The sequence below is a fragment of the Polynucleobacter sp. MG-5-Ahmo-C2 genome (genome assembly GCF_018687735.1).
Taxonomy (GTDB): domain Bacteria; phylum Pseudomonadota; class Gammaproteobacteria; order Burkholderiales; family Burkholderiaceae; genus Polynucleobacter.
In genome coordinates, this window is the sequence record NZ_CP061304.1 from 215457 (window position 1) to 235755 (window position 20299).

Below are 20299 nucleotides of genomic sequence, written 5' to 3' on the forward strand. Positions count from 1 at the left end.
CATTTTTATATATGTAAGTTAGTAATAACTTACATATATTTATCCTATATAAATCAATGGTTTATATAAAATGCACTGTATTTGGGCTTGATTTGATGGCGTGTTACGGGTAACCTAGCACCCATCATGAATAATCGCACTGAAAACACCGATTTAGCTAGCTTCGAAGAACATAGCCGCGCCGAAAGTTGGGACAGTAATGATCGACTAGAAACAGAATCATCTGCCGCCAATGTTTATGCCCAGGGTGGTTTATCTCGTTTACAAACCTATGCAGCAAATCAAGTGTCGGGAAAAAAAGTGACAGCTTCTTGGCGTGCCGCTTTGGCCGTTCGTGATGCCGGACCGCCGGCAATGTTGCGCAGTGTGCGTACAAATATCGTTCAATCCATTCGTGCTTTTCGTACACCAGATCTACAGGAAGCAGCGACTGAACTCGGTCAGCATTTCATCTACGCCAATTGCACAAATGCAATGACTAAAGGTGAAGTGCTCGAAGCAATTGCAATTGCATATTCCTTTACTAAGCAACAAGCAAAAAACTTCGATCCTTTATTGGATGCATTGACAACATTGACAGATAAAGCTGGCCAACAGCCTGGATTTGTTGTGGTTCTCGAAGGTCTGCCTTGCACTCAGAAGTTTGACAAAGAAGCGCGTGAAACTCTCTTAGACGTTTTCCGCGACGCCGTTGATTTTTGGGCCGAGCGCCGCACGCCTTACAGGGTCTTTTACTCTTTCGCTTAATCGCTTAAGCTGCTCAAGCCCCCTGGAATCGCCTCTACTTGAGGCGATTTTGCATTTCAGGGTTCCATATGCTGTGGACAGTTGTGATGGCGACAGTGCCAGCGGTTTCCGTTCTCAGCACACGCTCTCCGAGTGAAACAATTTGGTAGCCAGCTGCTTGGGCTTGCGCCTCTTCTTCTGGTGAGTGACCACCTTCCGGGCCGATCATGAGAATAATATCTTGTGGGGCACTTTCTAACAGAACTGAATGCATGCTTTTAGTGGCCTCGGGGCTTAAAAGAAGTTTTAGGGTTGGCTTTGAAGGCACCTTTAAGTAGGCCTCAAAAGTTTGAATGGGTTCTAGGGTGGCAAGCACCGTTCGGTCACATTGTTCGCATGCTGCTTGAACAATGCCATTCCAATGGGCAAGGCGTTTTTGGGCGCGATCAAGATCGCTTGAACGGGTCAACTTTAAGATCGAGCGTTCGCATTGCAAGGGGGTAATAATTTGGGCGCCGGTTTCAACCGCTTTCTCGACAATCCAATCCATTTTGTCGCCACCGGCAAGACCTTGGGCCAAAGTAATGGCATAAGGGGCTTCACGGCGGGTGTCAGTGTGTATCTCTTTGAGCTGAACTTGCCCCGTTTTTGCGCTCAAAGAGAGTAGCTCGGCCTTGGCTACCTGACCTTTTCCATCAAATACTGGAAAGGATTCCCCGGTCTGGATACGCCGAACGCGCAAATGGTGGGCAACCTCAGGGGTGAGGGTAGTTGGCTTTTGGGATTCCCATGGTCCGGGAAGATAAAATTGAGGCATTACTGAAATATAGCCAATTTATTTTCCTCGAGACCACTTTTACGATGTCAAACCTTCAAATCCGCATGGCCAATGCCATTCGTGCTTTATCCATGGATGCAGTTCAACAGGCAAACTCAGGCCACCCTGGTATGCCAATGGGGATGGCAGATATCGCCGTTGGACTTTGGAACGATCATTTAAAACATAATCCAACCGATCCACATTGGATGGATCGCGACCGTTTTGTTTTATCTAACGGTCATGGTTCGATGCTGTTGTATTCCCTCTTACATCTTTCTGGTTACGACTTACCAATTGAAGAGTTAAAGAATTTCCGCCAGTTGCATAGTAAAACTCCAGGTCATCCAGAGTGTGGAATTACGCCTGGTGTTGAGACAACAACTGGTCCACTTGGACAAGGAATTTCCAATGCAGTTGGTATGGCTCTTGCTGAAAAATTATTAGCAGAAGAATTTAATCGTCCCGGTCTTAATATCATCGATCACTATACCTATGTATTTTTAGGTGATGGCTGTTTGATGGAAGGTATTAGTCATGAAGTGTGTTCATTGGCTGGTACTTTAAAGTTGAACAAGTTGATTGCACTTTGGGATGACAACGGCATCTCGATTGATGGCAAAGTCGTTTCTTGGTTTAACGAAGATACTCCGAAGCGTTTTGAGGCGTACAACTGGAATGTCATTCGTAATGTAAATGGCCATGATGCTGAAGCTGTATCTGCTTCCATTGCTAAGGCTAAAAAGAGTGATAAACCAACGCTGATTTGCTGCAAGACGGCGATTGGCCAAGGCTCGCCCAATATGGCTGGCAGCGACAAGGTACATGGTTCACCATTGGGCGCAGCAGAAATTGCTGCAACTCGTGTGGCATTGAATTGGCCATATGCTCCTTTTGAAGTTCCACAAGATATTTACGCTGCCTGGGATTTTAAGAGGCGTGGTCAAGCAGCTGAACATGAGTGGAATAAAGAATTTCAGAAATATAAAAACAAATTTCCAGAACTTGCTTCAGAATTGCAACGTCGTATGCAAGGCGATTTGTCAAAAGACTTTTCGGCCACACTCGATGCTTATTTAAAGACCTGCCAAGCAAAAGCGGAAACTATTGCCACTCGTAAGGCGAGTCAAAATGCGATTGAAGCATTAGCACCAGCCCTGCCAGAATTGATGGGCGGCTCTGCTGACTTAACGGGTTCGAACTTAACTAATTGGTCTTCATGCAAACCGGTGCGTGGCGATCAATGGGGTAATCACATCAACTACGGTGTGCGTGAATTTGGTATGAGTGCCATCATGAATGGCATCGCTTTGCACGGTGGTTACATTCCTTTTGGTGGTACCTTCTTAACGTTCTCAGACTACAGCCGCAATGCTTTGCGCATGGCAGCTTTGATGAAATTACGCAGTATTTTTGTATTCACCCATGACTCTATTGGCCTTGGAGAAGATGGCCCAACACACCAATCAGTAGAGCATGTTGCTAGCTTGCGCTTGATCCCAAATCTCATGGTTTGGCGTCCTTGCGACACTACTGAGAGTGCTGTCGCTTGGGGTTCAGCCCTTGAGCGCAAAAATGGCCCTAGCGTCCTGATCTTCAGCCGTCAGAACTGCCCATTTGTTTCGCGTAGTGTTCAGCAAGTTAAAGATATTGCGCGTGGTGGCTATGTGTTGCGCGATCCTCAAGTTGGAAAAATTAATGCAGTCATTATCGCTACCGGCTCTGAAATTGCGCTTGCATTACAAACTGCTGAGCATCTAGAAAAACAAAGCCCAGGAAAAATTGGCGTTCGGGTAGTTTCGATGCCTTCGACTACAGTATTCGATCAGCAGGATACTGACTACAAATCTAAAGTATTGCCGGCCAAGATTCCACGCATTGCTGTTGAAGCTGGCGTGACTGATTTCTGGTGGAAGTATGGATGCGCAGCAGTGCATGGTGTAGACACTTTTGGTGAATCTGCTCCTGCGGGTCAGCTGTATGAATATTTTGGTTTAACAGTGGATCAAATTGCCAATACTGTTAAGCAATGTATCGCGAAGAAATAATCAGCAAGAATTTAAAATTAGCGAGGGAAAATAAATGACAATTCGTGTCGCAATCAATGGTTATGGACGTATCGGGCGCATGGTCTTACGCGCTTTATACGAAGATCAGGTTAATGGTAAGCCACGTCGAGATATCAAGATCGTTGCCATCAATGCCATGGGGGATATTGCCATTAATGCCCATCTGACCCAGTATGACTCAGCACACGGCCGTTTTCCTGCAGAGGTTTCAGTAGATGGCGATTGCATGGTAGTCAATGGCGATCGCATCAAAATGTTCTGTACACGTAATCCAGCTGAAACCCCATGGGGTGAGTTGGGTGTTGATTTAGTTTTGGAGTGCACCGGAAAATTTACTTCCAAAGAAAAAGCCATGATTCATCTTCAACAGGGCGCGAAGAAAGTATTGATTTCTGCTCCTGGTGAAAAAGACGTCGATGCAACAATTGTGTATGGCGTTAATCAGAATGTATTAAAACCAACTGATGTCGTGGTTTCTAATGCAAGTTGCACAACCAATTGTTTGGCGCCCTTGGTAAAACCATTACTAGAAAAAATTGGCATTGAGTCTGGTTTGATGACAACTATTCACGCATTTACGAATGACCAGGTATTAACTGATGTCTATCATAAGGATATGCGTCGTGCACGCTCTGCTGTAACCAGCATGATTCCAACGAAAACCGGTGCTGCAAAAGCAGTTGGCTTGGTTTTGCCAGCATTAGCAGGGCGCTTCGATGGTTTTGCAATGCGCGTTCCTGTCATTAATGTTTCTGTGGTCGATCTCACTTTTGCGGCTAGCCGCGCTACTAGCGTAGACGAAGTGAATTCCATTCTGAAGGCTGCGAGCGAGGGTGAGCTCAAGGGTATTTTGGGCTTTAACACTTTGCCCTTGGTTTCGATTGATTTCAATCATGATCCTCGCCCGAGTATTTATGATGCTTCCCAAACTCGTGTTTCTGCTGATGGCAAGTTGGTCAAGGTATTGGCCTGGTATGACAATGAGTGGGGTTACTCGGTCCAAATGCTCAATGCTGCTGAAGCATTAATGGCTGTAAAGTGATTAAAAGTATTTAAAATCTTTTAAAAGTAGCTAAAAAATATAAAAGACCTCAATTTGAGGTCTTTTTTCATTTTGGGGGCAGTAAAAAGCCCTAAAAAGTACCTATTTTTGCTTATTTCGACAGTTTTTCTTCTGGCAATGTCCGTACATAGCCAGGGAATGTTCCTGGAGCTTAAATCCTAAGCTCTTTGCGATATCCCGCTGTCTTTTCTCAATAGCTTCGTCAACAAATTCCTCAACGTGGCCGCAATCAAGGCAAACCAGGTGGTCATGGTGCTGACCCTCATTGAGTTCGTAGATCGCTCTGCCATCCCCCTTACTAGACTCAAAATGACTGCGGAGTAGCAGCCCCGCTTGTTCAAACTGAGTAAGTACACGATAGACCGTGGCCAAACCAATTTCTTGGTCTTCCTTGGCTAAGGCCATGAAAACATCCTCAGCGCTAAAGTGGGTACCGCCATTTTGATGAAAAAAATCCAGAATTTTCATGCGCGGACCGGTGGCCTTTAGGCCAATGTCTCGCAAATCTGCGGGCGTAGGGTTTTGGTTCATATTCATGGCTTTGGGAGCTAAAATCAATGTCTTAATGATACGGCCAGCCATGCAAAATTGCCTTGAACTTTTTAGTCGTTTTTTGAAGACCCTTTTAAAGGGTATTTTCAGTCCTGCCCGCCTTGGGTTCGCCGCTATTGCCATGAGCGCTTTATTGGGGGTTACGGGTTGCACTTCAGCTGTTGATGAAACCCAACGCGCTTGGATGAACAAAGTATTCAGACCCTATGTCCCAGATATAGTGCAAGGCAACTTTATTTCTAGCGAGCAATATGCAAAGTTGGAATTAGGCATGAGCCGTGAGCAAGTGCGTCAAATTTTAGGCACACCTTTATTGGCAAGCTATTTCCATGCCAATCGTTGGGACTATATTTTTGAATTTAAGCGACAGAATCAGGTCATCGGTAAAGAGCGTCGAGTCACGGTATTTTTTGATGGCGATAAGGTTGTGAAGTTTGAGGGCGACGCTTTGCCGACTGATGTCGAGCTGGTTGCTGAAATTGATGGCTATGCTAAAACGAAGCGCTCATTTTGGCAGATGATTACTGGCACAGGTAAGGGGCCTGTTACTCCGCCCTTACAACAACCAGAGTTATTAGTAGCAAGCCCAACAGATAACTTACCTAAGGGTGCGGCTGTGCCAGCAGTGCCTGCTGCAAGTAAAGGTTCATTTTGGGATTACTTCAGTTTCTCAAAACAGCCAGATGGGCAAGCTGTACCAGCGTCAGAAACTTTAGGGCCTGGTGCTATGAATATTCCGCAGGCCACTGAGACCAAGAAGTAAGAATTACCTATAACTTAAGCGATGAAATAAATGATGAAGATTGCAATTGCTGGAGCAACTGGCCGCATGGGGAAGATGTTGATTGAGGCGGTACTCAATACGCCCGATGCCCAATTGGTTGGTGCGCTTGAGCATGCTTCTTGCCCGCAACTGGGCGAGGATGCTGGAGCATTCTTGGGTAAGAAAACAGGCGTGGTAATTTCTTCCGATGTTGAGCAGGTTTTGGCAGGCGCTGAGTTTTTAGTTGACTTTACTAGACCTGAAGGCACGATGACTCATTTAGCTGTTGCAGAGAAAACCGGAACCAAAATGATTATTGGTACAACGGGGTTAAGTGCAGAGCAAATTACTCATCTTCAGAAAGCATCGGCAAAATTAGCAATTGTCTTTGCTCCCAATATGAGTGTTGGCGTCAATGCCACATTCAAGCTGCTAGAGATTGCAGCCAAGATGCTCAATCAAGGTTACGACATTGAAATTATTGAAGCTCACCATCGCCACAAAGTAGATGCGCCTTCAGGTACGGCGCTGAAGATGGGGGAAGTGATTGCAGACGCCCTGGGCGAAAAGTTAGACGACGTCGCTGTGTATGCACGCGAAGGTCATACGGGCGAGCGCAAGGAAGGCTCAATCGGATTTGCCACTATCCGTGGCGGCGACATTGTTGGCGATCACACCGTTCTATTTGCCGGTGATGGTGAACGTATTGAAATTAGTCACAAGTCCTCCAGCCGTCAATCTTACGCACAGGGTTCATTGAGGGCCGCACGCTTTTTGCAAACACAAACTTTTGGTTTGTATGACATGCAAGATGTTTTGGGTCTGCGTAAATAAGAGTCAGCTTAAGCAATTAGCCAATCATTAAAAATAGAAGAAAAGAGTTGTCTTGAATGAGTAAGGATTACGACTACCGCATAATTGAAGCGGCAGCGCAGGCTGATTGGGAAAGTGCGCAAGTCTATACAGTTACTGAGAATGCGGTAGATTCCTTTGGTAAGAAAAAGCCAAAGTACTACGCTTGCTCTATGTTGCCTTACCCGTCTGGTAAGTTGCATATGGGGCATGTACGTAACTACACCATCAATGATGTAATGGCGCGTCAGCTCCGTATGCAGGGTTTTAACGTTTTAATGCCGATGGGCTGGGATGCTTTCGGGATGCCCGCAGAAAATGCTGCGATTCAGAATAAAGTGCCGCCAGCAAAATGGACCTACGAGAATATTGCTTATATGAAAAAGCAAATGGCTGCGATGGGCTTGGCGATTGATTGGTCTCGTGAGGTTGCTACCTGTAGTCCTGATTACTATCGTTGGAATCAATGGCTTTTTTTAAAGATGCTCGAAAAGGGTATTGCTTATCGCAAAACCCAAGTCGTGAATTGGGATCCTATCGATCAAACAGTTCTGGCAAATGAGCAAGTAATTGATGGGCGAGGTTGGCGTTCTGGAGCTTTAGTTGAAAAGCGTGAGATCCCTGGTTACTACTTTAATATCACTGCCTATGCAGAGCAATTACTTTCTGGTTTAGATGGTTTGGGTTGGCCTGAGCGCGTTAAGACCATGCAGCAGAATTGGATTGGCAAAAGTCGTGGCGTGCGTTTTGCTTTCAAGCATGAGATTGCTGATGATCATGGAAACTTCATTCAAGATGGTCTCTTGTATGTTTTCACAACGCGCGCTGACACCATTATGGGTGTTACCTTTTGCGCTGTTGCCGCAGAGCATCCTCTGGCAACTAAAGCTGCTGCCAATAATCCACCCCTCGCTGCCTTTATCGAGAAGTGCAAAACGGGTAGTGTGATTGAGGCGGACTTAGCGACTCAAGAAAAAGAAGGGATGTTTACTGGTTTGTATGTCACCCATCCTTTGACTAAAGAGCCTATTCCAGTTTGGGTTGGTAATTATGTACTGATGTCTTATGGCGATGGCGCAGTGATGGGTGTGCCCGCACATGATGAGCGCGATTTTGCTTTTGCACTTAAATACGATTTACCGATCAAACAAGTCATTGCTCTGAAGAGCGAGTCGCCAATATTTAATGCAAGTCGCTGGGAAGATTGGTATGCCCAAAAAGAGGGCGTAGTTTGCTTTAACAGCGATCAGTTCGATGGTTTATCTCATGAAGAGGCTGTCAGTGCTGTAGCAAAAGAGTTGTCGCAAATGGGAATTGGTGAAATCAAGACTACCTATCGTTTGCGTGATTGGGGCATTTCTCGTCAACGCTATTGGGGTACTCCAATTCCGATTATTCATTGTGGGGATGATGCAAATCCAGGTTGCGGTGCCGTGCCCGTTCCTGAATCTGATTTACCAGTGATCTTGCCAGAGGATTGCGTTCCAGATGGTAGTGGTAATCCATTGAATAAGCGTGCAGATTTTCTGAATGTGAAGTGCCCTCAGTGCAGCAAGCCCGCTAGACGTGAGACCGATACCATGGATACCTTTGTGGACTCTTCCTGGTATTTCATGCGCTACACCGGCCCCAATGCATACAGCATGGTCGATGAGCGCAATGAGTACTGGATGCCAATGGATCAATACATTGGCGGTATCGAGCATGCCATTTTGCATTTACTCTATGCGCGCTTTTGGACTAAGGTCATGCGTGACCTCAACCTCATTACTTTTGATGAGCCATTTCAGAATTTATTAACTCAAGGCATGGTGCTCAACGAGACGTATTACTCTGAAGATGTGTCTGGTAAGAAGACTTGGCTCAACCCTTTAGATGTTGAATTAGCTCTCGATGACAAAGGTCGGCCTAAAGGTGCCAAGCTAAAAGGTGATACATCAAACGCACCTGTGATTGTTGGTGGCGTTGAGAAGATGTCCAAGAGTAAGAACAACGGGGTTGATCCCCAGGCTCTGATTGATGAGTATGGCGCTGATACTGCCCGTTTATTTGTGATGTTTGCAGCTCCACCAGAACAACAGCTGGAATGGTCTGGTGCTGGTGTTGATGGCGCCTCACGCTTCTTGCGTCGTGTTTGGCTGTATTCGAGTAGTCAGGCTAGCAGCATTCGTGATGCGCAAGATTCTGTACCAAGCAACTTGAGTGATGCTGAAAAAGAATTGCGCCGTGAAGTGCATACCATCTTGAAGCAAGCAAATTTTGACTATCAACGTCGTCAATACAACACGGTAGTTTCTGCAGCAATGAAGATGCTGAATGTGCTTGAACCCGTTAAGTTAGATCAAAACACTGCGATTAGTGCTCCAGTGCTGCGGGAGTGTTTAAGTATTTTGTTGCGCATCCTGTATCCCGTAGTTCCTCACTTAACCCATGTGCTTTGGGAAGATATGGGCTATACGAAGACCTTTGGTCTAATCTTAGATGCTCCTTGGCCGGCGGTAGACGAAGCTGCTTTGGTTCAAACTGAAATTACCCTCATGTTGCAGATTAATGGCAAGTTACGCGGGGATATTCGCGTACCAGCAGATGCCGACAAGGAGCAAATCGAAGCTTTAGCATTGCAAAGCGAGTCTGCAACCAAGGCTCTTAATGGTGGCGCGCCAAAGAAGGTGATTGTTGTTCCGGGCCGCTTAGTCAATATCGTGGCCTAAAGGAAGCTGGACATATGAGTGCAAATCACATTCGACGGACCTTGTTGGGTTTAATTGCCACTGCGCCCATCGGCGGCTTAATCGCTTGTGGTTATCGCATGCGTGGCATGGTTGATTTGCCTTTCAAAGCGATTGCGATTACAGGCAGCCCATCACCCCCATTGCGTAATGATTTGCAGGCTGCCATTTTGACTGGTACCGATGTTAAGGTGGCCATCAATCCTAAGGATGCCGATTTAATTTTAGATATCAGCAACGAAATCAATGGTCGAGAAATTTTGGCTTATAGCTCAACGGGTCAAGTTTCTGCTTATCGCTTAACCATTCGCGTAACGTTTAGAGCATATGACTTAGCTGGAGCAGAGATCATTCCCGATAGTGAAATTTACATCACAAGGGATATGGATTTCTCGAACAGTACTGTTTTAGCAACCGATAGTCAGCAGATGCAATTCTTAACATTAATGCGTAAAGACTTGGCTGTGCAAATTTTGCGTCGCATTGCTGCTGCTGCAAAAAATCCTCAAGCAAGATCTTTCTAGGGGCGGATAGAGAACTTGCATGGTTAAAGTTGATGTCTTGCAGGCACATCTCAAATCGCTGAGCTCTGGTGTTGCCATGCTGCCGCTTTATGTTTTTAGTGGTGATGAGCCTCTTTTAATGATGGAAGCGATGGATCAACTGCGATCAACTGCGAAGAAGTTAGGTTTTACCGATCGTGAAGTCATGGTGCAAGAGCGCGGCTTTGATTGGAGTGCTTTGATGAATGCAGGTCAAACCATGTCTTTGTTTGGTGATAAGCGCTGGGTCGAGTTACGCATACCAACTGGAAAGCCCGGTCGTGATGGGGCTGATGCCTTAAAGCAATTTGCCACACAAATAGCCTCTCAGCAAGATGGCGCAAATGGGCCTGATACAGTTGTTTGTATTGTGCTACCAAGATTGGATGGAAAGACCAAGACATCCGCTTGGTTTAGCGCTTTAGATGATGTTGGTATGGCTATTCAGGTGGATACCTTGGACCGTGGTCTTTTGCCACAATGGATTGCTGGTCGGCTTAAAAAGCAAGGTCAAGAAGTCGAGGCTGGGCCTGAGGGTCAGCGCGCTTTGGAATTTATTGCTGATCAGGTGGAGGGTAATTTAATTGCCGCCCATCAAGAAATATTGAAATTGGGTTTGCTATACCCTGAGGGTAAGGTAAGTGAAGAGCAAATTCGTTCTTCAATCCTGAAGGTAGCGCGCTATAACGTTTTTGAACTAACTGAGGCCATGCTTGCTGGTGATTTACCTAGGCTAAATCGCATGTTAGATGGTTTAAAAGGCGAGGGTGAGCCTTTGGTATTAATTTTGTGGAGCGTAACCGAAGAGCTTCGGCTACTATCTAAATTAAAGGCTGCAAGCGATGCTGGTGAATCTGTTCAACAGCTCATGCGGGTCAATCGGATTTGGGGTAATAAAGAGCGTTTATACCCAGCTGCTATTAGAAGGGTCCAACCCATCAAGCTACGCAAAGCAATGCAGCTTGCTGCAGGTTTGGACCGGCAGTCTAAAGGATTGCATGCGGTAGAGCTGCCGGCAGATCCATGGGATGGTTTACGTTTAGTTGGAAATTTATTGCGGTAATGGTTTAGAAAGTTAGGAAGATGAGTTCAAGTATTCAAGAGATGATGCAAGACATTGGTAAGCGGGCCCGTGGCGCATCGCGTGCAATGGCTCGGGCATCTGCTGAGCAAAAGAATCAAGCGCTCTTGCATATTGCTAAGCTTGTACGTCAAAAAGCAGATGAAATTCAGAAAGTCAATTTACAAGATGTTGAGCGCGCAAAAGGGAATGGCCAAGATGCTGCTTTTATAGACCGCTTAACAATGACTCCAAAGACAATCGAAACAATGGCCCTAGGTCTTGAGCAAATCGTTTCCTTGGATGACCCGATTGGAAAAATTTCCTCCTTTCAAAAGCAGGCATCTGGTATTGAAATTGCTCAAATGCGTGTTCCACTGGGCGTCATTGGAATTATTTACGAGTCACGCCCTAATGTCACGATTGATGCGGCAGCACTTTGTCTGAAATCAGGCAATGCTGTGATTTTGCGGGGTGGTTCAGAGGCAATCGATTCCAATACTTTGTTGGCTCAAATTATCCAAAAAGGATTGGCTGCAGCAAATCTTCCTGAGGATGCTGTGCAGGTTGTCACTACAACAGACCGTAGCGCTGTTGGCGAAATGATTACGATGACTCAATATATTGATGTGATCGTGCCACGGGGCGGCAAGAGCTTGATTGCTCGTCTGATGGCCGAAGCACGTGTGCCAATGATTAAGCATTTGGATGGTATCTGCCATACCTATATTGATGCGGATGCAGATATCGCGATGGCGGTAAAGGTTTGCGATAACGCTAAAACGCAGCGTTATGCGCCATGCAATGCGATGGAGACCCTATTGGTAAATAAAGGGGTTGCGCAAAAAGTACTGCCTACGCTTTGTAAGATTTATCAAGACAAAGGTGTGGAGTTGCGGGTTGATAGCTTGACTCGCAATACGCTTGAGGCAAATGGCTTTAAAGGTTTAGTGGATGCGACAGAAGAGGATTGGCATACAGAATATTTAGCCCCCATTCTTTCCATTAAGACTGTGGCTGACATTGATGAAGCTATGAATCATATTGAGCGTTATGGGAGTAAGCATACCGATGCGATTATTACTAATAATGAGGCCCAGGCGGATCGTTTCTTGCGCGAAGTAGATAGTGCAAGCGTGATGGTAAATGCCAGTACACGCTTTGCAGATGGCTTCGAATATGGCTTAGGCGCAGAGATTGGCATTTCTAATGACAAACTACATGCCCGAGGTCCGGTTGGTCTAGATGGCTTAACCTCGCTGAAATATATCGTCATGGGTCATGGCGAGATTCGCGCTTAAAAATATGACGAACTCTTACCTTTGGGTTAAAACTTTCCATATTGTTTTTATTACTTCCTGGTTTGCGGGGCTGTTTTATCTTCCCCGAATTTTTGTGAACTTAGCTGAAGAAAAAAATTCAGATTCCTATACCCGCCTGCTAGGGATGGCCGATCGCCTCTTCCGATTTATGACTATCTTGGCAGTACCGGCTATCTTGCTGGGCCTAATACTTTGGCTTTACTTTGGTATTGGTGCGGGTGATATCTGGATGCACGCCAAGTTATTTTTTGTTCTCTTAGTGATTGGCTACCACCACGCCTGTTATAGCTTATTAAAAAAGTTTCGTGCGGGTGCGAATACTAAGTCTGGTGTTTGGTATCGCTGGTTTAATGAAGTACCAGTCATTCTGCTGGTTGTCATTGTTGCTCTGGTTCTTTTTAAGCCTTGAGTTCAGTCCAGTATCAGCGCCCCATTTTTTCACTCTTTTTAGACTGTTAGCCCCATGAGATTTTTTGTTGTTTGTCCAGGCGGTTTAGAAGCACCGCTTGCTCAGGAGCTTGCAGAGATTGCGCAGCGCCCTGATTCCAAGGCCCTGGGGGCTTGGGTGATCGATCCAACTCCAACTAGCCCAACTGGTGGCATTGGTCTTGCCGCACCGATTTCTGCGGCGATGGCTTTGAATTTACATTCCAGAATTGCTAGTCGCGTGTTGTTACAGATGGCGCAAGCGCCTTATCGGCAAGAAGAAGATCTCTATAAGTTAGCAAGTGGCTTAGCTTGGGAAGATTGGTTTACCTCTAAACAAACATTGCGCGTTGATGTGACTGCGCATCGATCTCCATTAAAAAGTTTGAACTTTGCAACCCTCAAGATTAAAGATGCCATCGTAGATCGCTTGCGTGACGTCACGGGCGATCGCCCCAGTATTGATACTGCGTTTCCGGATGTACGAGTGCAGGCGCATTTAACTGCAACCCAAATTACGATTTACTTGGATACCTCTGGTGAGGCTCTTTTCAAGCGAGGTTGGCGTGATGAAAAAGGCGATGCTCCTTTGAAAGAGAATTTAGCTGCAGGGATTTTGTCAATTACTGGCTGGAAACCTGGACAGTCTTTGTTTGACCCGATGTGTGGTAGCGGAACCTTTTTGATCGAGGCCGCTCAGATAACGCTGTCTATTCCGCCTGGGGCAATTCGGGCAGGGATATATGGTGACGATGCGAAGCCTAGCAGATTGGCCTATCGTTCCTTAGTTAGCTCTGCGGAAGGCTTTGGCTTTCAGAGACTCAAGCCATTTAATGAGGCAGCAGAGCAAAAGCGTTGGGGTACTTTAAAAGAAGCCGTCCTTACACAAATGCTAGAAAAGCGTAAGCAATATCCGAATGCGGATTCATTAAAAATCAGTGGTGGTGATATTAATGAAAAATTAGTCTCTATGTATAAAGGCAATTGGCAGAGAGCGCAGTTACCTGATCAACCGCTTGTGCGCCAGGTCGATGCTCTCGCTAGCAAGCCCCCAGTGAATTCTAAAGACGGTGTGATGTTATTAAATCCACCGTATGGCGAGCGTCTTGCCATTAAGGGCGGTAGAGGCGGAGTCGCGCAGGACCACGACTCCCGAGGTGAGGGTAATACTGAGTATGATGTTGAGCCAGAAAATCGCTTTGAGATGAATTTAGAAACTGGTCGTCAGAGCGCCAAACGCTCCAGCCGTGAGTCTTTGAAGAAACTGCAAGCTCAGGAAGAGCAAGATCCCAAGTTTGTGGAGTTTTTGCGCCAATTTGGTCAGCACTTAAAAGATGCTTTTGGTGGCTGGAATGTCTTTGTATTGACTGCTGATATGACCTTGCCAGGACAGCTTCGCATTAAGGAATCAAAGCGTACCCCATTATTTAATGGTCCTTTGGAGTGCCGTTTATTTAAGTTTGAGATGCATGCCAAGCGCCCTTCTTCAAGTGAAGGCTAAGCACTTAAAATAAAGTTATCACTGATTCAATACCAAAGAAATAAAGCGGAGAGTAAGCAAATGGAATTTAAAACGTATATGTGTCTGATCTGTGGTTGGGTCTACGATGAAGCGGTAGGTTTGCCTGACGAAGGTATTGCTCCAGGCACCCTCTGGAAAGACGTTCCAATGAATTGGACCTGTCCAGAATGTGGTGCTCGTAAAGAAGACTTTGAAATGATGGCAATTTAGTTGGGAAAGCACGACGAGGAATTGACTGTGGCAAAAGTAGATCGGAACGAGGCTTTATTCGAGCGCGCACAAAAAACTATTCCCGGTGGCGTGAATTCTCCTGTGCGGGCGTTTCGTCAGGTAGGCGGTACACCTCGTTTTGTTACTAAAGCCAAGGGGCCTTACTTTTGGGATGCGGAAAATAAGCGTTATATCGATTTGATTATGTCTTGGGGTCCCATGATTGTGGGTCATGCAAACCCAGAAGTAGTTGAGGCGGTACAAAAAGCGGCAGAAACCAGTTTTAGCTACGGCGCGCCAACTGAGGGCGAGATCGAGCTGGCTGAACGTCTCTGTGGATTGATGCCTAGCATTGAGCAAGTGCGTATGGTATCCAGTGGCACCGAAGCGACGATGAGCGCTTTACGACTTGCGCGTGGCTATACCGGTCGTGACTTAATTATTAAGTTTGAGGGTTGCTATCACGGTCATGCAGACAGCCTTTTGGTGAAGGCTGGCTCTGGTTTATTGACCTTTGCAGACTCCACTCACAATGCGCCCTCTTCTGGCGGGGTTCCTCAGGATTTAGTGAAACACACTCTAGTGCTGCCATATAACGATGTGGCTGCAATTGAAGAGGTTTTCAAAAAACAAGGTAATCAGATTGCGGCTGTCATTCTAGAGCCAATTGCAGGCAATATGAATTTGATTCAGCCCTCAAAAGAATTTTTATCAGCAATTCGTAATCTCACCAGCAAGCATGGCAGTGTTTTGATTTACGATGAAGTGATGACAGGATTTAGGGTTGCTTTAGGTGGTGCTCAATCTTTGCAAGGCATCACCCCAGACCTTACTTGCTTAGGTAAAGTCATGGGCGGTGGTATGCCGATGGCAGCCTTTGGTGGAAAAAAAGAAATCATGTCGAAGCTTGCTCCTTTAGGTAATGTCTACCAAGCGGGCACGCTGTCTGGTAATCCGGTGGCAGTGGCGGCAGGTCTCAAGACTTTGGAGATTATTGCTCGAGAAGGTTTTTATGAATGCCTTACTCTTCAAACTGAAAAGTTGATGGCTGGCTTAAAGCAAGTAGCTGATAAAGCAAGTATTCCGTTTGCAGTCGATAGCGTTGGGGGCATGTTTGGTTTTTACTTTGCTAACCAGGTCCCTGCGTCTTATGAAGCAGTTACAAAGTCTGATATTGAAGCGTTCAAGAAATTCTTTCATCTCATGCTAGATGAGGGAGTTTATCTTGCACCATCAGCTTATGAGGCTGGATTTACTTCGATTGCGCATGACAATGAAGTAGTCAATGCCATTATTACTGCCGCTGAGAGCGCATTTAGAAAACTCTAGGAAATGTAGTAATTACATTTTGAGTGGATGATCGTAGCCGTCTACTTGGATGATCTCAAGACTTTTTGAATCCTTGTTGGAGTTGGCAATTTCCAGTGCGGTCAATTTGCCACCCCATACACAGCCAGTGTCTAGGCCAATGACATTATTACGTCTTAGCAGACCCAGTGTGGACCAGTGGCCAAAGTAAATAAGAGTGTTGGCAGTTTTACGTTTGGGTGCCTTAAACCAGGGGATATAACCCTTGGGGCCATTTCCTAAACCCTCTTTACTTTCAAATTCCATTTGTCCGCTGGGTGTGCAAAAGCGCATACGAGTAAGTGCATTAGTGATAACGCGTAAACGCTCATAACCTTTTAATGAGTTACTCCATTTATTGGGGGTATTGCCATACATATTTGCTAGAAATTGTTTATAGGATTTGCCGCGCAAAGCCCTCTCAACCTCTTGAGCGCATTCAAGTGTTTGCTGTAAGTCCCATTGTGGAAGTACTCCAGCGTGAACTGTAAGTACCTTGCCATTACTAAGCGCCATAGGCCTATTGCGTACCCAGTCAATCAGTTCTTTGCGATCTGGGGCCTTTAGGATGGGGTCAACGGTATCTAAACCCTTAGTCTTGCGCACACCAGCATCAATAGCGAGTAGATGAAGATCATGGTTTCCTAAAATGCACTCTGCACGACCTGATTCTTGCAGAGATTTAAGTTGTCGCAGTGCCGCAAGGGAGTTTGGACCGCGATTCACTAAATCCCCCAAAAAAATCATATTTGATTTTTTAGGAAGCTTCTTTACTAGGGCTTTCAGTGAGGGCGCACATCCTTGAATGTCGCCGACAGCATAGATTTTGCTCATATCCTATCTTAGCGGAAAAGCAAGCTTTAGACCTTACTGACTCACTTTCTTGACTACGCTATAGCGCAGCAAAGTTTTTTTGCGTGCCTCATCGTGATCAACCACAGGAAGGGGGTAGTCTCTGCCCAGCACTAAGCCGGCAGCCTCGAGTTCAATATGCCCAGCTTGCCAAGGAGCGTGAATCGATTTCTTAGAGAGTTTTTCGAGTTGCGGTAGATAGCGCTTTATAAATTTGCCCTCAGAATCAAATTTCTCTGATTGAGTAATGGGGTTAAAGATCCGGAAATAGGGCTGGGCATCGCAGCCCGATGAAGACGCCCACTGCCAGCCGCCATTATTAGAAGAGAGTTCAAAGTCATTGAGGTGTTCAGCAAAGTAGGCCTCACCCCAGCGCCAGTCAATGCCAAGATCTTTGGTCAGAAAGCTGGCTACTACCATGCGTAAGCGATTGTGCATGTAACCGCTCTGATTGAGTTGGTGCATCGCTGCATCGACTAGTGGGTAGCCTGTCTTGCCTTCGCACCAAGCTGTAAAGAGTTTTTTGGCATGAGCACCGCTCTCCCAAGCGATGTTGTTGTAGTCTGGTTTGAAAGAGTCGCCTTCAGCTAGCCTCGGATGATTGGCCAAAATCATGAAATAAAAGTCACGCCAAATAAGCTCGCTTAACCAAATCGTCGCACCCATACTGCCAGCAAGCATACGCCTATGGGCTTCGCGCACCAGGCCTCTAATGGAGAGCATACCAAAGCGTAAATGCGTTGATAAATAACTGACGCCTTTAATGGCAGGGAAGTCTCTGCCGATTTGGTATTGATCAATGCGGGAAAGAAAGTCTTCCAGAAATACTTGACCACCTTCAGAGCCCGGTGGTAAATAGGCTTCAATGCCAGTAGCGCAAAATCCCATAGATTCTAGGGAGGGGAATGGGGTGTCTAGATTTTTGGGGATGGCGGCAAATTGACTTGGCTTAGGTTTACATTCATGTGCGTCCAAATCTTTTTCTTGCAGCGTTTTGAGCCAATTATTTTTATAAGGTGTGAAGATGGAAAAGACCGTATTCGAGTTGGTAAGAATTTCTTTCTTCTCAAAAATCACTTGATCTTTAAAGTCTTCAAACTGAATACTAAGTTTTTCTAATGCAGTCTTAACAGCATTATCTCTAGCGATAGCAGATGGCTCATAGTCATGATTGGCAAACACGCTATCAACCCCAAGCTCTTTGGCAATCTGAGGGATACATTCAATCGGCTTGCCAAATCGAACAATCAGGCCCCCGCCTAAAGCGCGCAACTCCTCATCTATTTGCTTTAGACCTTGCCAAATAAAATCAACACGGCGCTCGTGTTTTAAACCTTGGGCATTTAGCTCACCTTGGATGAGGGGCTTCAGAATGCCTTCATCAAAAATAAAGCTTAACCAAACCTGCTTAGCCTCCTTAAGGGCGTGGGATAGGGCAGCATTGTCATAAAGACGAAGATCGCGACGGAGCCAAACCAGAGCTTTTTGCATAGCCCCTATATTAGGGCTAATTTAGGGAGAGTGCAGGAGACATGACTTCTAGGGAGGTTAATATCTATAGCAATAATGGATACGATCTTTTTTATTCTCTCGAAGGTAGTGCAATTTTGCATTGAACCCCTGAATTGGGTGATGATTTTCATTGTGCTGGGATTGCTCTTTTTGAGCTTGAGAAACCCCCATCTTTCTAAACGATTTTTAGTTTTTGCCCTTCTAGATTTGTTAATCGTTGGGTGGTTGCCTGCATCTGAGGTTTTTCTGAGGGCCCTTGAGGATTCGGTTCCAAAAATAGAAATTGGAAAATTGTCCAAAGAGAACTTTGGCGGGATCATTATTTTGGGTGGCGCAATTGAGGGCGGGGAAATTGCAATAGACCGCGGTGAGATCTCTATTTACTCATCCGCTGAGCGAGTGACGAAGGCCTTCGAGCTTATTAGGAAGTATCCTGATTTACCGTTCATCTTTAGTGGGTTTTCTGGGCGAATTGCTCCAAAAGGGGTATCTGAAGCAGACGCATTTAAACAGCTCATTCAAGAACAGGGTTTAGCAGATAGGGCTGGGTACTATGAAAATCAGTCGCGCAATACCTATGAGAATGTAGTCTTTATAAAGCCCATGATCGCAGAGATTGAAAAAGGTAAGCCTGAAAAACCATGGCTTCTAATTACCTCGGCAAGTCATATGTATCGATCGGTGAAGATTTTCCAAAAGCAGAGCATGGAAGTCATCCCTTTGCCGGTGGATTACCAAACCGCCAATAGCCTTCAGTGGACTGCATTTGATTTGTTTGAAGGGGCTCAAAACTGGAATAGACTGGTTCACGAAATAATTGGACTTTTTGCTTATTGGGTTACGGGAAAAATCTAGATATTCTGTAAAATAGGCTTATATGACTTCGGCTAAAAAAGCGCCTCCTGCTTCAGAACCAGCGTCTGTGCCAGAGGCTTCAATTTCTTTTTCGGCCAATCATTTAGCAAATCAATTTCTAGTGGCCATGCCTGGCATGGTCGATCCAAACTTTGCAGGGTCTGTTATCTACCTCTTTGAGCATACCGATAGAGGTGCAATGGGCTTGGTTGTCAATCGTCCAACCGAATTAGATCTAGGAACCCTGTTTGACAGGATTGAACTTAAATTAGAAATTTCACCTTTGTTAGAGCAGCCAGTGTATTTTGGTGGCCCAGTGCAGGTGGAGCGAGGGTTTGTTTTGCATGAACCCATTCCCAGTCCATCCTATAGCTCCTCGTTAATTATTCCTGGCGGCTTAACCATGACGACCTCTAAAGATGTTTTGGAAGCTGTAGCTATTGGTAACGGTCCCCGCAAGTTTCTGATGACTTTAGGTTATGCCGGCTGGAGTGCTGGCCAGCTTGAGGAAGAGATTACATTAAATGGTTGGATGAACGTACCTCTTTCACGCCAGCAAATGGTTGATATTATTTTTGATACCCCTTCGAGTCAGCGTTATGAAAAGGCAATGAGTCACTTGGGTTTTGATCCTGCGCATTTGTCCGGGGAGGCAGGGCATGCGTGATCCAATCAAGAGGCCGATGACAATACTGGCTTTTGATTATGGAACGCGTCGGGTTGGTGTGGCAGTAGGCAATACAGAGACTAGGGCAAGTCAGGCGTTAAAGACTATTGCTGCTGCGAATGCAGACGGGTTGTTTTGGGAGGTAGAAAACCTTCTAAAAGAGTGGCAGCCAGATCAAATAGTAGTGGGGCTCCCAACCCACCCAGACGGCGCTGACCATGAAATGACAGCTAAAGCAAAGCGTTTTGGCAATCAACTGCACGGGCGCTTCAATTTGCCAGTGAGTTGGGTAGATGAGCGCTATACATCTGCAGTTTTGGAAACTGATCTTCAGATGCACGACAATCTAGATGCACATTCTGCTGCACTCATTTTGGAGCAATATTTTGCAGAATATAAATAAGCACCGGAAC

General features: G+C 45.7%; 20 protein-coding genes. 16 read left to right on the plus strand and 4 right to left on the minus strand.

The window, feature by feature from the left end; genetic code table 11:
• Positions 1 to 126: 126 nt before the first annotated feature.
• Positions 127 to 747 carry a barstar family protein gene (locus tag C2740_RS01160; RefSeq protein ID WP_215293588.1) on the plus strand — a complete coding sequence of 207 codons (621 nt, stop codon included), beginning with the start codon at positions 127 to 129 and terminating at the stop codon, positions 745 to 747.
• A 34-nt stretch (positions 748 to 781) separates the two neighbouring features.
• On the opposite strand, the gene C2740_RS01165 is transcribed toward C2740_RS01160, so the two are convergent.
• A complete protein-coding gene (locus tag C2740_RS01165) occupies positions 782 to 1543 on the minus strand; it encodes a 16S rRNA (uracil(1498)-N(3))-methyltransferase (protein WP_215293589.1) in 762 nt (253 codons plus the stop codon).
• A gap of 44 nt (positions 1544 to 1587) precedes the next feature.
• Between C2740_RS01165 and tkt the strand changes: the two genes are divergently transcribed.
• Together tkt and gap are read left to right on the plus strand one after the other, a co-directional pair.
• The gene (gene tkt / locus C2740_RS01170) at positions 1588 to 3591 is read left to right on the plus strand and encodes a transketolase (protein WP_215293590.1); all 2004 of its coding nucleotides are present in this window, start codon (positions 1588 to 1590) and stop codon (positions 3589 to 3591) included.
• Between the two features lie 34 nt (positions 3592 to 3625).
• Positions 3626 to 4654: a type I glyceraldehyde-3-phosphate dehydrogenase gene (gene gap, locus C2740_RS01175; protein ID WP_215293591.1), complete on the plus strand. Its 1029-nt coding sequence runs from the start codon at positions 3626 to 3628 to the stop codon at positions 4652 to 4654.
• 102 nt (positions 4655 to 4756) lie between these two features.
• Here the strand turns inward: gap and fur are convergent, their stop codons facing one another.
• Complete coding sequence (gene fur / locus C2740_RS01180) at positions 4757 to 5212, minus strand: ferric iron uptake transcriptional regulator (protein ID WP_215294257.1); 456 nt, start codon at positions 5210 to 5212, stop codon at positions 4757 to 4759.
• A 136-nt stretch (positions 5213 to 5348) separates the two neighbouring features.
• Here fur and C2740_RS01185 point away from each other — a divergent pair, with 136 nt between their 5' ends.
• From C2740_RS01185 to hemL, 10 genes are read left to right on the plus strand one after another with little or no spacing between them, the layout of a single operon-like run.
• The gene (locus tag C2740_RS01185; protein ID WP_251369657.1) at positions 5349 to 5990 is read left to right on the plus strand and encodes an outer membrane protein assembly factor BamE; all 642 of its coding nucleotides are present in this window, start codon (positions 5349 to 5351) and stop codon (positions 5988 to 5990) included.
• 33 nt (positions 5991 to 6023) lie between these two features.
• Positions 6024 to 6824 (plus strand): 4-hydroxy-tetrahydrodipicolinate reductase, encoded by an 801-nt coding sequence (gene dapB / locus C2740_RS01190; RefSeq protein WP_215294259.1) that lies wholly within the window; start codon positions 6024 to 6026, stop codon positions 6822 to 6824.
• 56 nt (positions 6825 to 6880) lie between these two features.
• Positions 6881 to 9553: a leucine--tRNA ligase gene (gene leuS / locus C2740_RS01195; protein ID WP_215293592.1), complete on the plus strand. Its 2673-nt coding sequence runs from the start codon at positions 6881 to 6883 to the stop codon at positions 9551 to 9553.
• Positions 9554 to 9567: 14 nt separating this feature from the next.
• Positions 9568 to 10095, plus strand: a complete 528-nt coding sequence (gene lptE / locus C2740_RS01200) for an LPS assembly lipoprotein LptE (protein ID WP_215293593.1) — start codon at positions 9568 to 9570, stop codon at positions 10093 to 10095.
• Positions 10096 to 10114: 19 nt separating this feature from the next.
• Positions 10115 to 11176, plus strand: coding sequence for a DNA polymerase III subunit delta (holA, locus tag C2740_RS01205; protein ID WP_215293594.1), 1062 nt, complete (start codon positions 10115 to 10117; stop codon positions 11174 to 11176).
• A 20-nt stretch (positions 11177 to 11196) separates the two neighbouring features.
• Positions 11197 to 12474 carry a glutamate-5-semialdehyde dehydrogenase gene (locus tag C2740_RS01210; RefSeq protein ID WP_215293595.1) on the plus strand — a complete coding sequence of 426 codons (1278 nt, stop codon included), beginning with the start codon at positions 11197 to 11199 and terminating at the stop codon, positions 12472 to 12474.
• Positions 12475 to 12478: 4 nt separating this feature from the next.
• Positions 12479 to 12904 (plus strand): CopD family protein, encoded by a 426-nt coding sequence (locus tag C2740_RS01215; RefSeq protein WP_215293596.1) that lies wholly within the window; start codon positions 12479 to 12481, stop codon positions 12902 to 12904.
• Between the two features lie 54 nt (positions 12905 to 12958).
• Positions 12959 to 14422: a class I SAM-dependent RNA methyltransferase gene (locus C2740_RS01220; protein ID WP_215293597.1), complete on the plus strand. Its 1464-nt coding sequence runs from the start codon at positions 12959 to 12961 to the stop codon at positions 14420 to 14422.
• 60 nt (positions 14423 to 14482) lie between these two features.
• Entirely contained in the window at positions 14483 to 14653 is a 171-nt protein-coding gene (locus C2740_RS01225) for a rubredoxin (protein ID WP_215293598.1), read from the plus strand.
• A gap of 27 nt (positions 14654 to 14680) precedes the next feature.
• Positions 14681 to 15982, plus strand: coding sequence for a glutamate-1-semialdehyde 2,1-aminomutase (hemL, locus tag C2740_RS01230; protein WP_215293599.1), 1302 nt, complete (start codon positions 14681 to 14683; stop codon positions 15980 to 15982).
• A 12-nt stretch (positions 15983 to 15994) separates the two neighbouring features.
• Here the strand turns inward: hemL and C2740_RS01235 are convergent, their stop codons facing one another.
• Entirely contained in the window at positions 15995 to 16834 is an 840-nt protein-coding gene (locus tag C2740_RS01235; RefSeq protein ID WP_215293600.1) for a symmetrical bis(5'-nucleosyl)-tetraphosphatase, read from the minus strand.
• 33 nt (positions 16835 to 16867) lie between these two features.
• On the minus strand, positions 16868 to 18343 hold the full coding sequence (locus C2740_RS01240) for a deoxyribodipyrimidine photo-lyase (protein WP_215293601.1): 1476 nt from the start codon (positions 18341 to 18343) through the stop codon (positions 16868 to 16870).
• Positions 18344 to 18418: 75 nt separating this feature from the next.
• On the opposite strand from C2740_RS01240, the gene C2740_RS01245 reads away from it, so the two are divergent.
• From C2740_RS01245 to ruvX, 3 genes are all read left to right on the plus strand, one after another.
• Positions 18419 to 19219, plus strand: coding sequence for a YdcF family protein (locus C2740_RS01245; protein WP_215293602.1), 801 nt, complete (start codon positions 18419 to 18421; stop codon positions 19217 to 19219).
• 127 nt (positions 19220 to 19346) lie between these two features.
• The gene (locus C2740_RS01250) at positions 19347 to 19886 is read left to right on the plus strand and encodes a YqgE/AlgH family protein (protein WP_251369707.1); all 540 of its coding nucleotides are present in this window, start codon (positions 19347 to 19349) and stop codon (positions 19884 to 19886) included.
• On the plus strand, positions 19879 to 20289 hold the full coding sequence (gene ruvX, locus C2740_RS01255; RefSeq protein WP_215293604.1) for a Holliday junction resolvase RuvX: 411 nt from the start codon (positions 19879 to 19881) through the stop codon (positions 20287 to 20289). Before C2740_RS01250 ends, ruvX begins: the two co-directional genes overlap by 8 nt.
• The last annotated feature ends 10 nt before the right edge of the window (positions 20290 to 20299 follow it).

Coding starts and splice junctions, on each gene's coding strand:
- C2740_RS01160 (WP_215293588.1), top strand. CDS start 127: ATGAATAATCGCACTGAAAACACCGATTTAGCTAGCTTCGAAGAACAT.
- C2740_RS01165 (WP_215293589.1), bottom strand. CDS start 1,543: ATGCCTCAATTTTATCTTCCCGGACCATGGGAATCCCAAAAGCCAACT.
- tkt (WP_215293590.1), top strand. CDS start 1,588: ATGTCAAACCTTCAAATCCGCATGGCCAATGCCATTCGTGCTTTATCC.
- gap (WP_215293591.1), top strand. CDS start 3,626: ATGACAATTCGTGTCGCAATCAATGGTTATGGACGTATCGGGCGCATG.
- fur (WP_215294257.1), bottom strand. CDS start 5,212: ATGAATATGAACCAAAACCCTACGCCCGCAGATTTGCGAGACATTGGC.
- C2740_RS01185 (WP_251369657.1), top strand. CDS start 5,349: ATGAGCGCTTTATTGGGGGTTACGGGTTGCACTTCAGCTGTTGATGAA.
- dapB (WP_215294259.1), top strand. CDS start 6,024: ATGAAGATTGCAATTGCTGGAGCAACTGGCCGCATGGGGAAGATGTTG.
- leuS (WP_215293592.1), top strand. CDS start 6,881: ATGAGTAAGGATTACGACTACCGCATAATTGAAGCGGCAGCGCAGGCT.
- lptE (WP_215293593.1), top strand. CDS start 9,568: ATGAGTGCAAATCACATTCGACGGACCTTGTTGGGTTTAATTGCCACT.
- holA (WP_215293594.1), top strand. CDS start 10,115: ATGGTTAAAGTTGATGTCTTGCAGGCACATCTCAAATCGCTGAGCTCT.
- C2740_RS01210 (WP_215293595.1), top strand. CDS start 11,197: ATGAGTTCAAGTATTCAAGAGATGATGCAAGACATTGGTAAGCGGGCC.
- C2740_RS01215 (WP_215293596.1), top strand. CDS start 12,479: ATGACGAACTCTTACCTTTGGGTTAAAACTTTCCATATTGTTTTTATT.
- C2740_RS01220 (WP_215293597.1), top strand. CDS start 12,959: ATGAGATTTTTTGTTGTTTGTCCAGGCGGTTTAGAAGCACCGCTTGCT.
- C2740_RS01225 (WP_215293598.1), top strand. CDS start 14,483: ATGGAATTTAAAACGTATATGTGTCTGATCTGTGGTTGGGTCTACGAT.
- C2740_RS01235 (WP_215293600.1), bottom strand. CDS start 16,834: ATGAGCAAAATCTATGCTGTCGGCGACATTCAAGGATGTGCGCCCTCA.
- C2740_RS01240 (WP_215293601.1), bottom strand. CDS start 18,343: ATGCAAAAAGCTCTGGTTTGGCTCCGTCGCGATCTTCGTCTTTATGAC.
- C2740_RS01245 (WP_215293602.1), top strand. CDS start 18,419: ATGGATACGATCTTTTTTATTCTCTCGAAGGTAGTGCAATTTTGCATT.
- C2740_RS01250 (WP_251369707.1), top strand. CDS start 19,347: ATGCCTGGCATGGTCGATCCAAACTTTGCAGGGTCTGTTATCTACCTC.
- ruvX (WP_215293604.1), top strand. CDS start 19,879: ATGCGTGATCCAATCAAGAGGCCGATGACAATACTGGCTTTTGATTAT.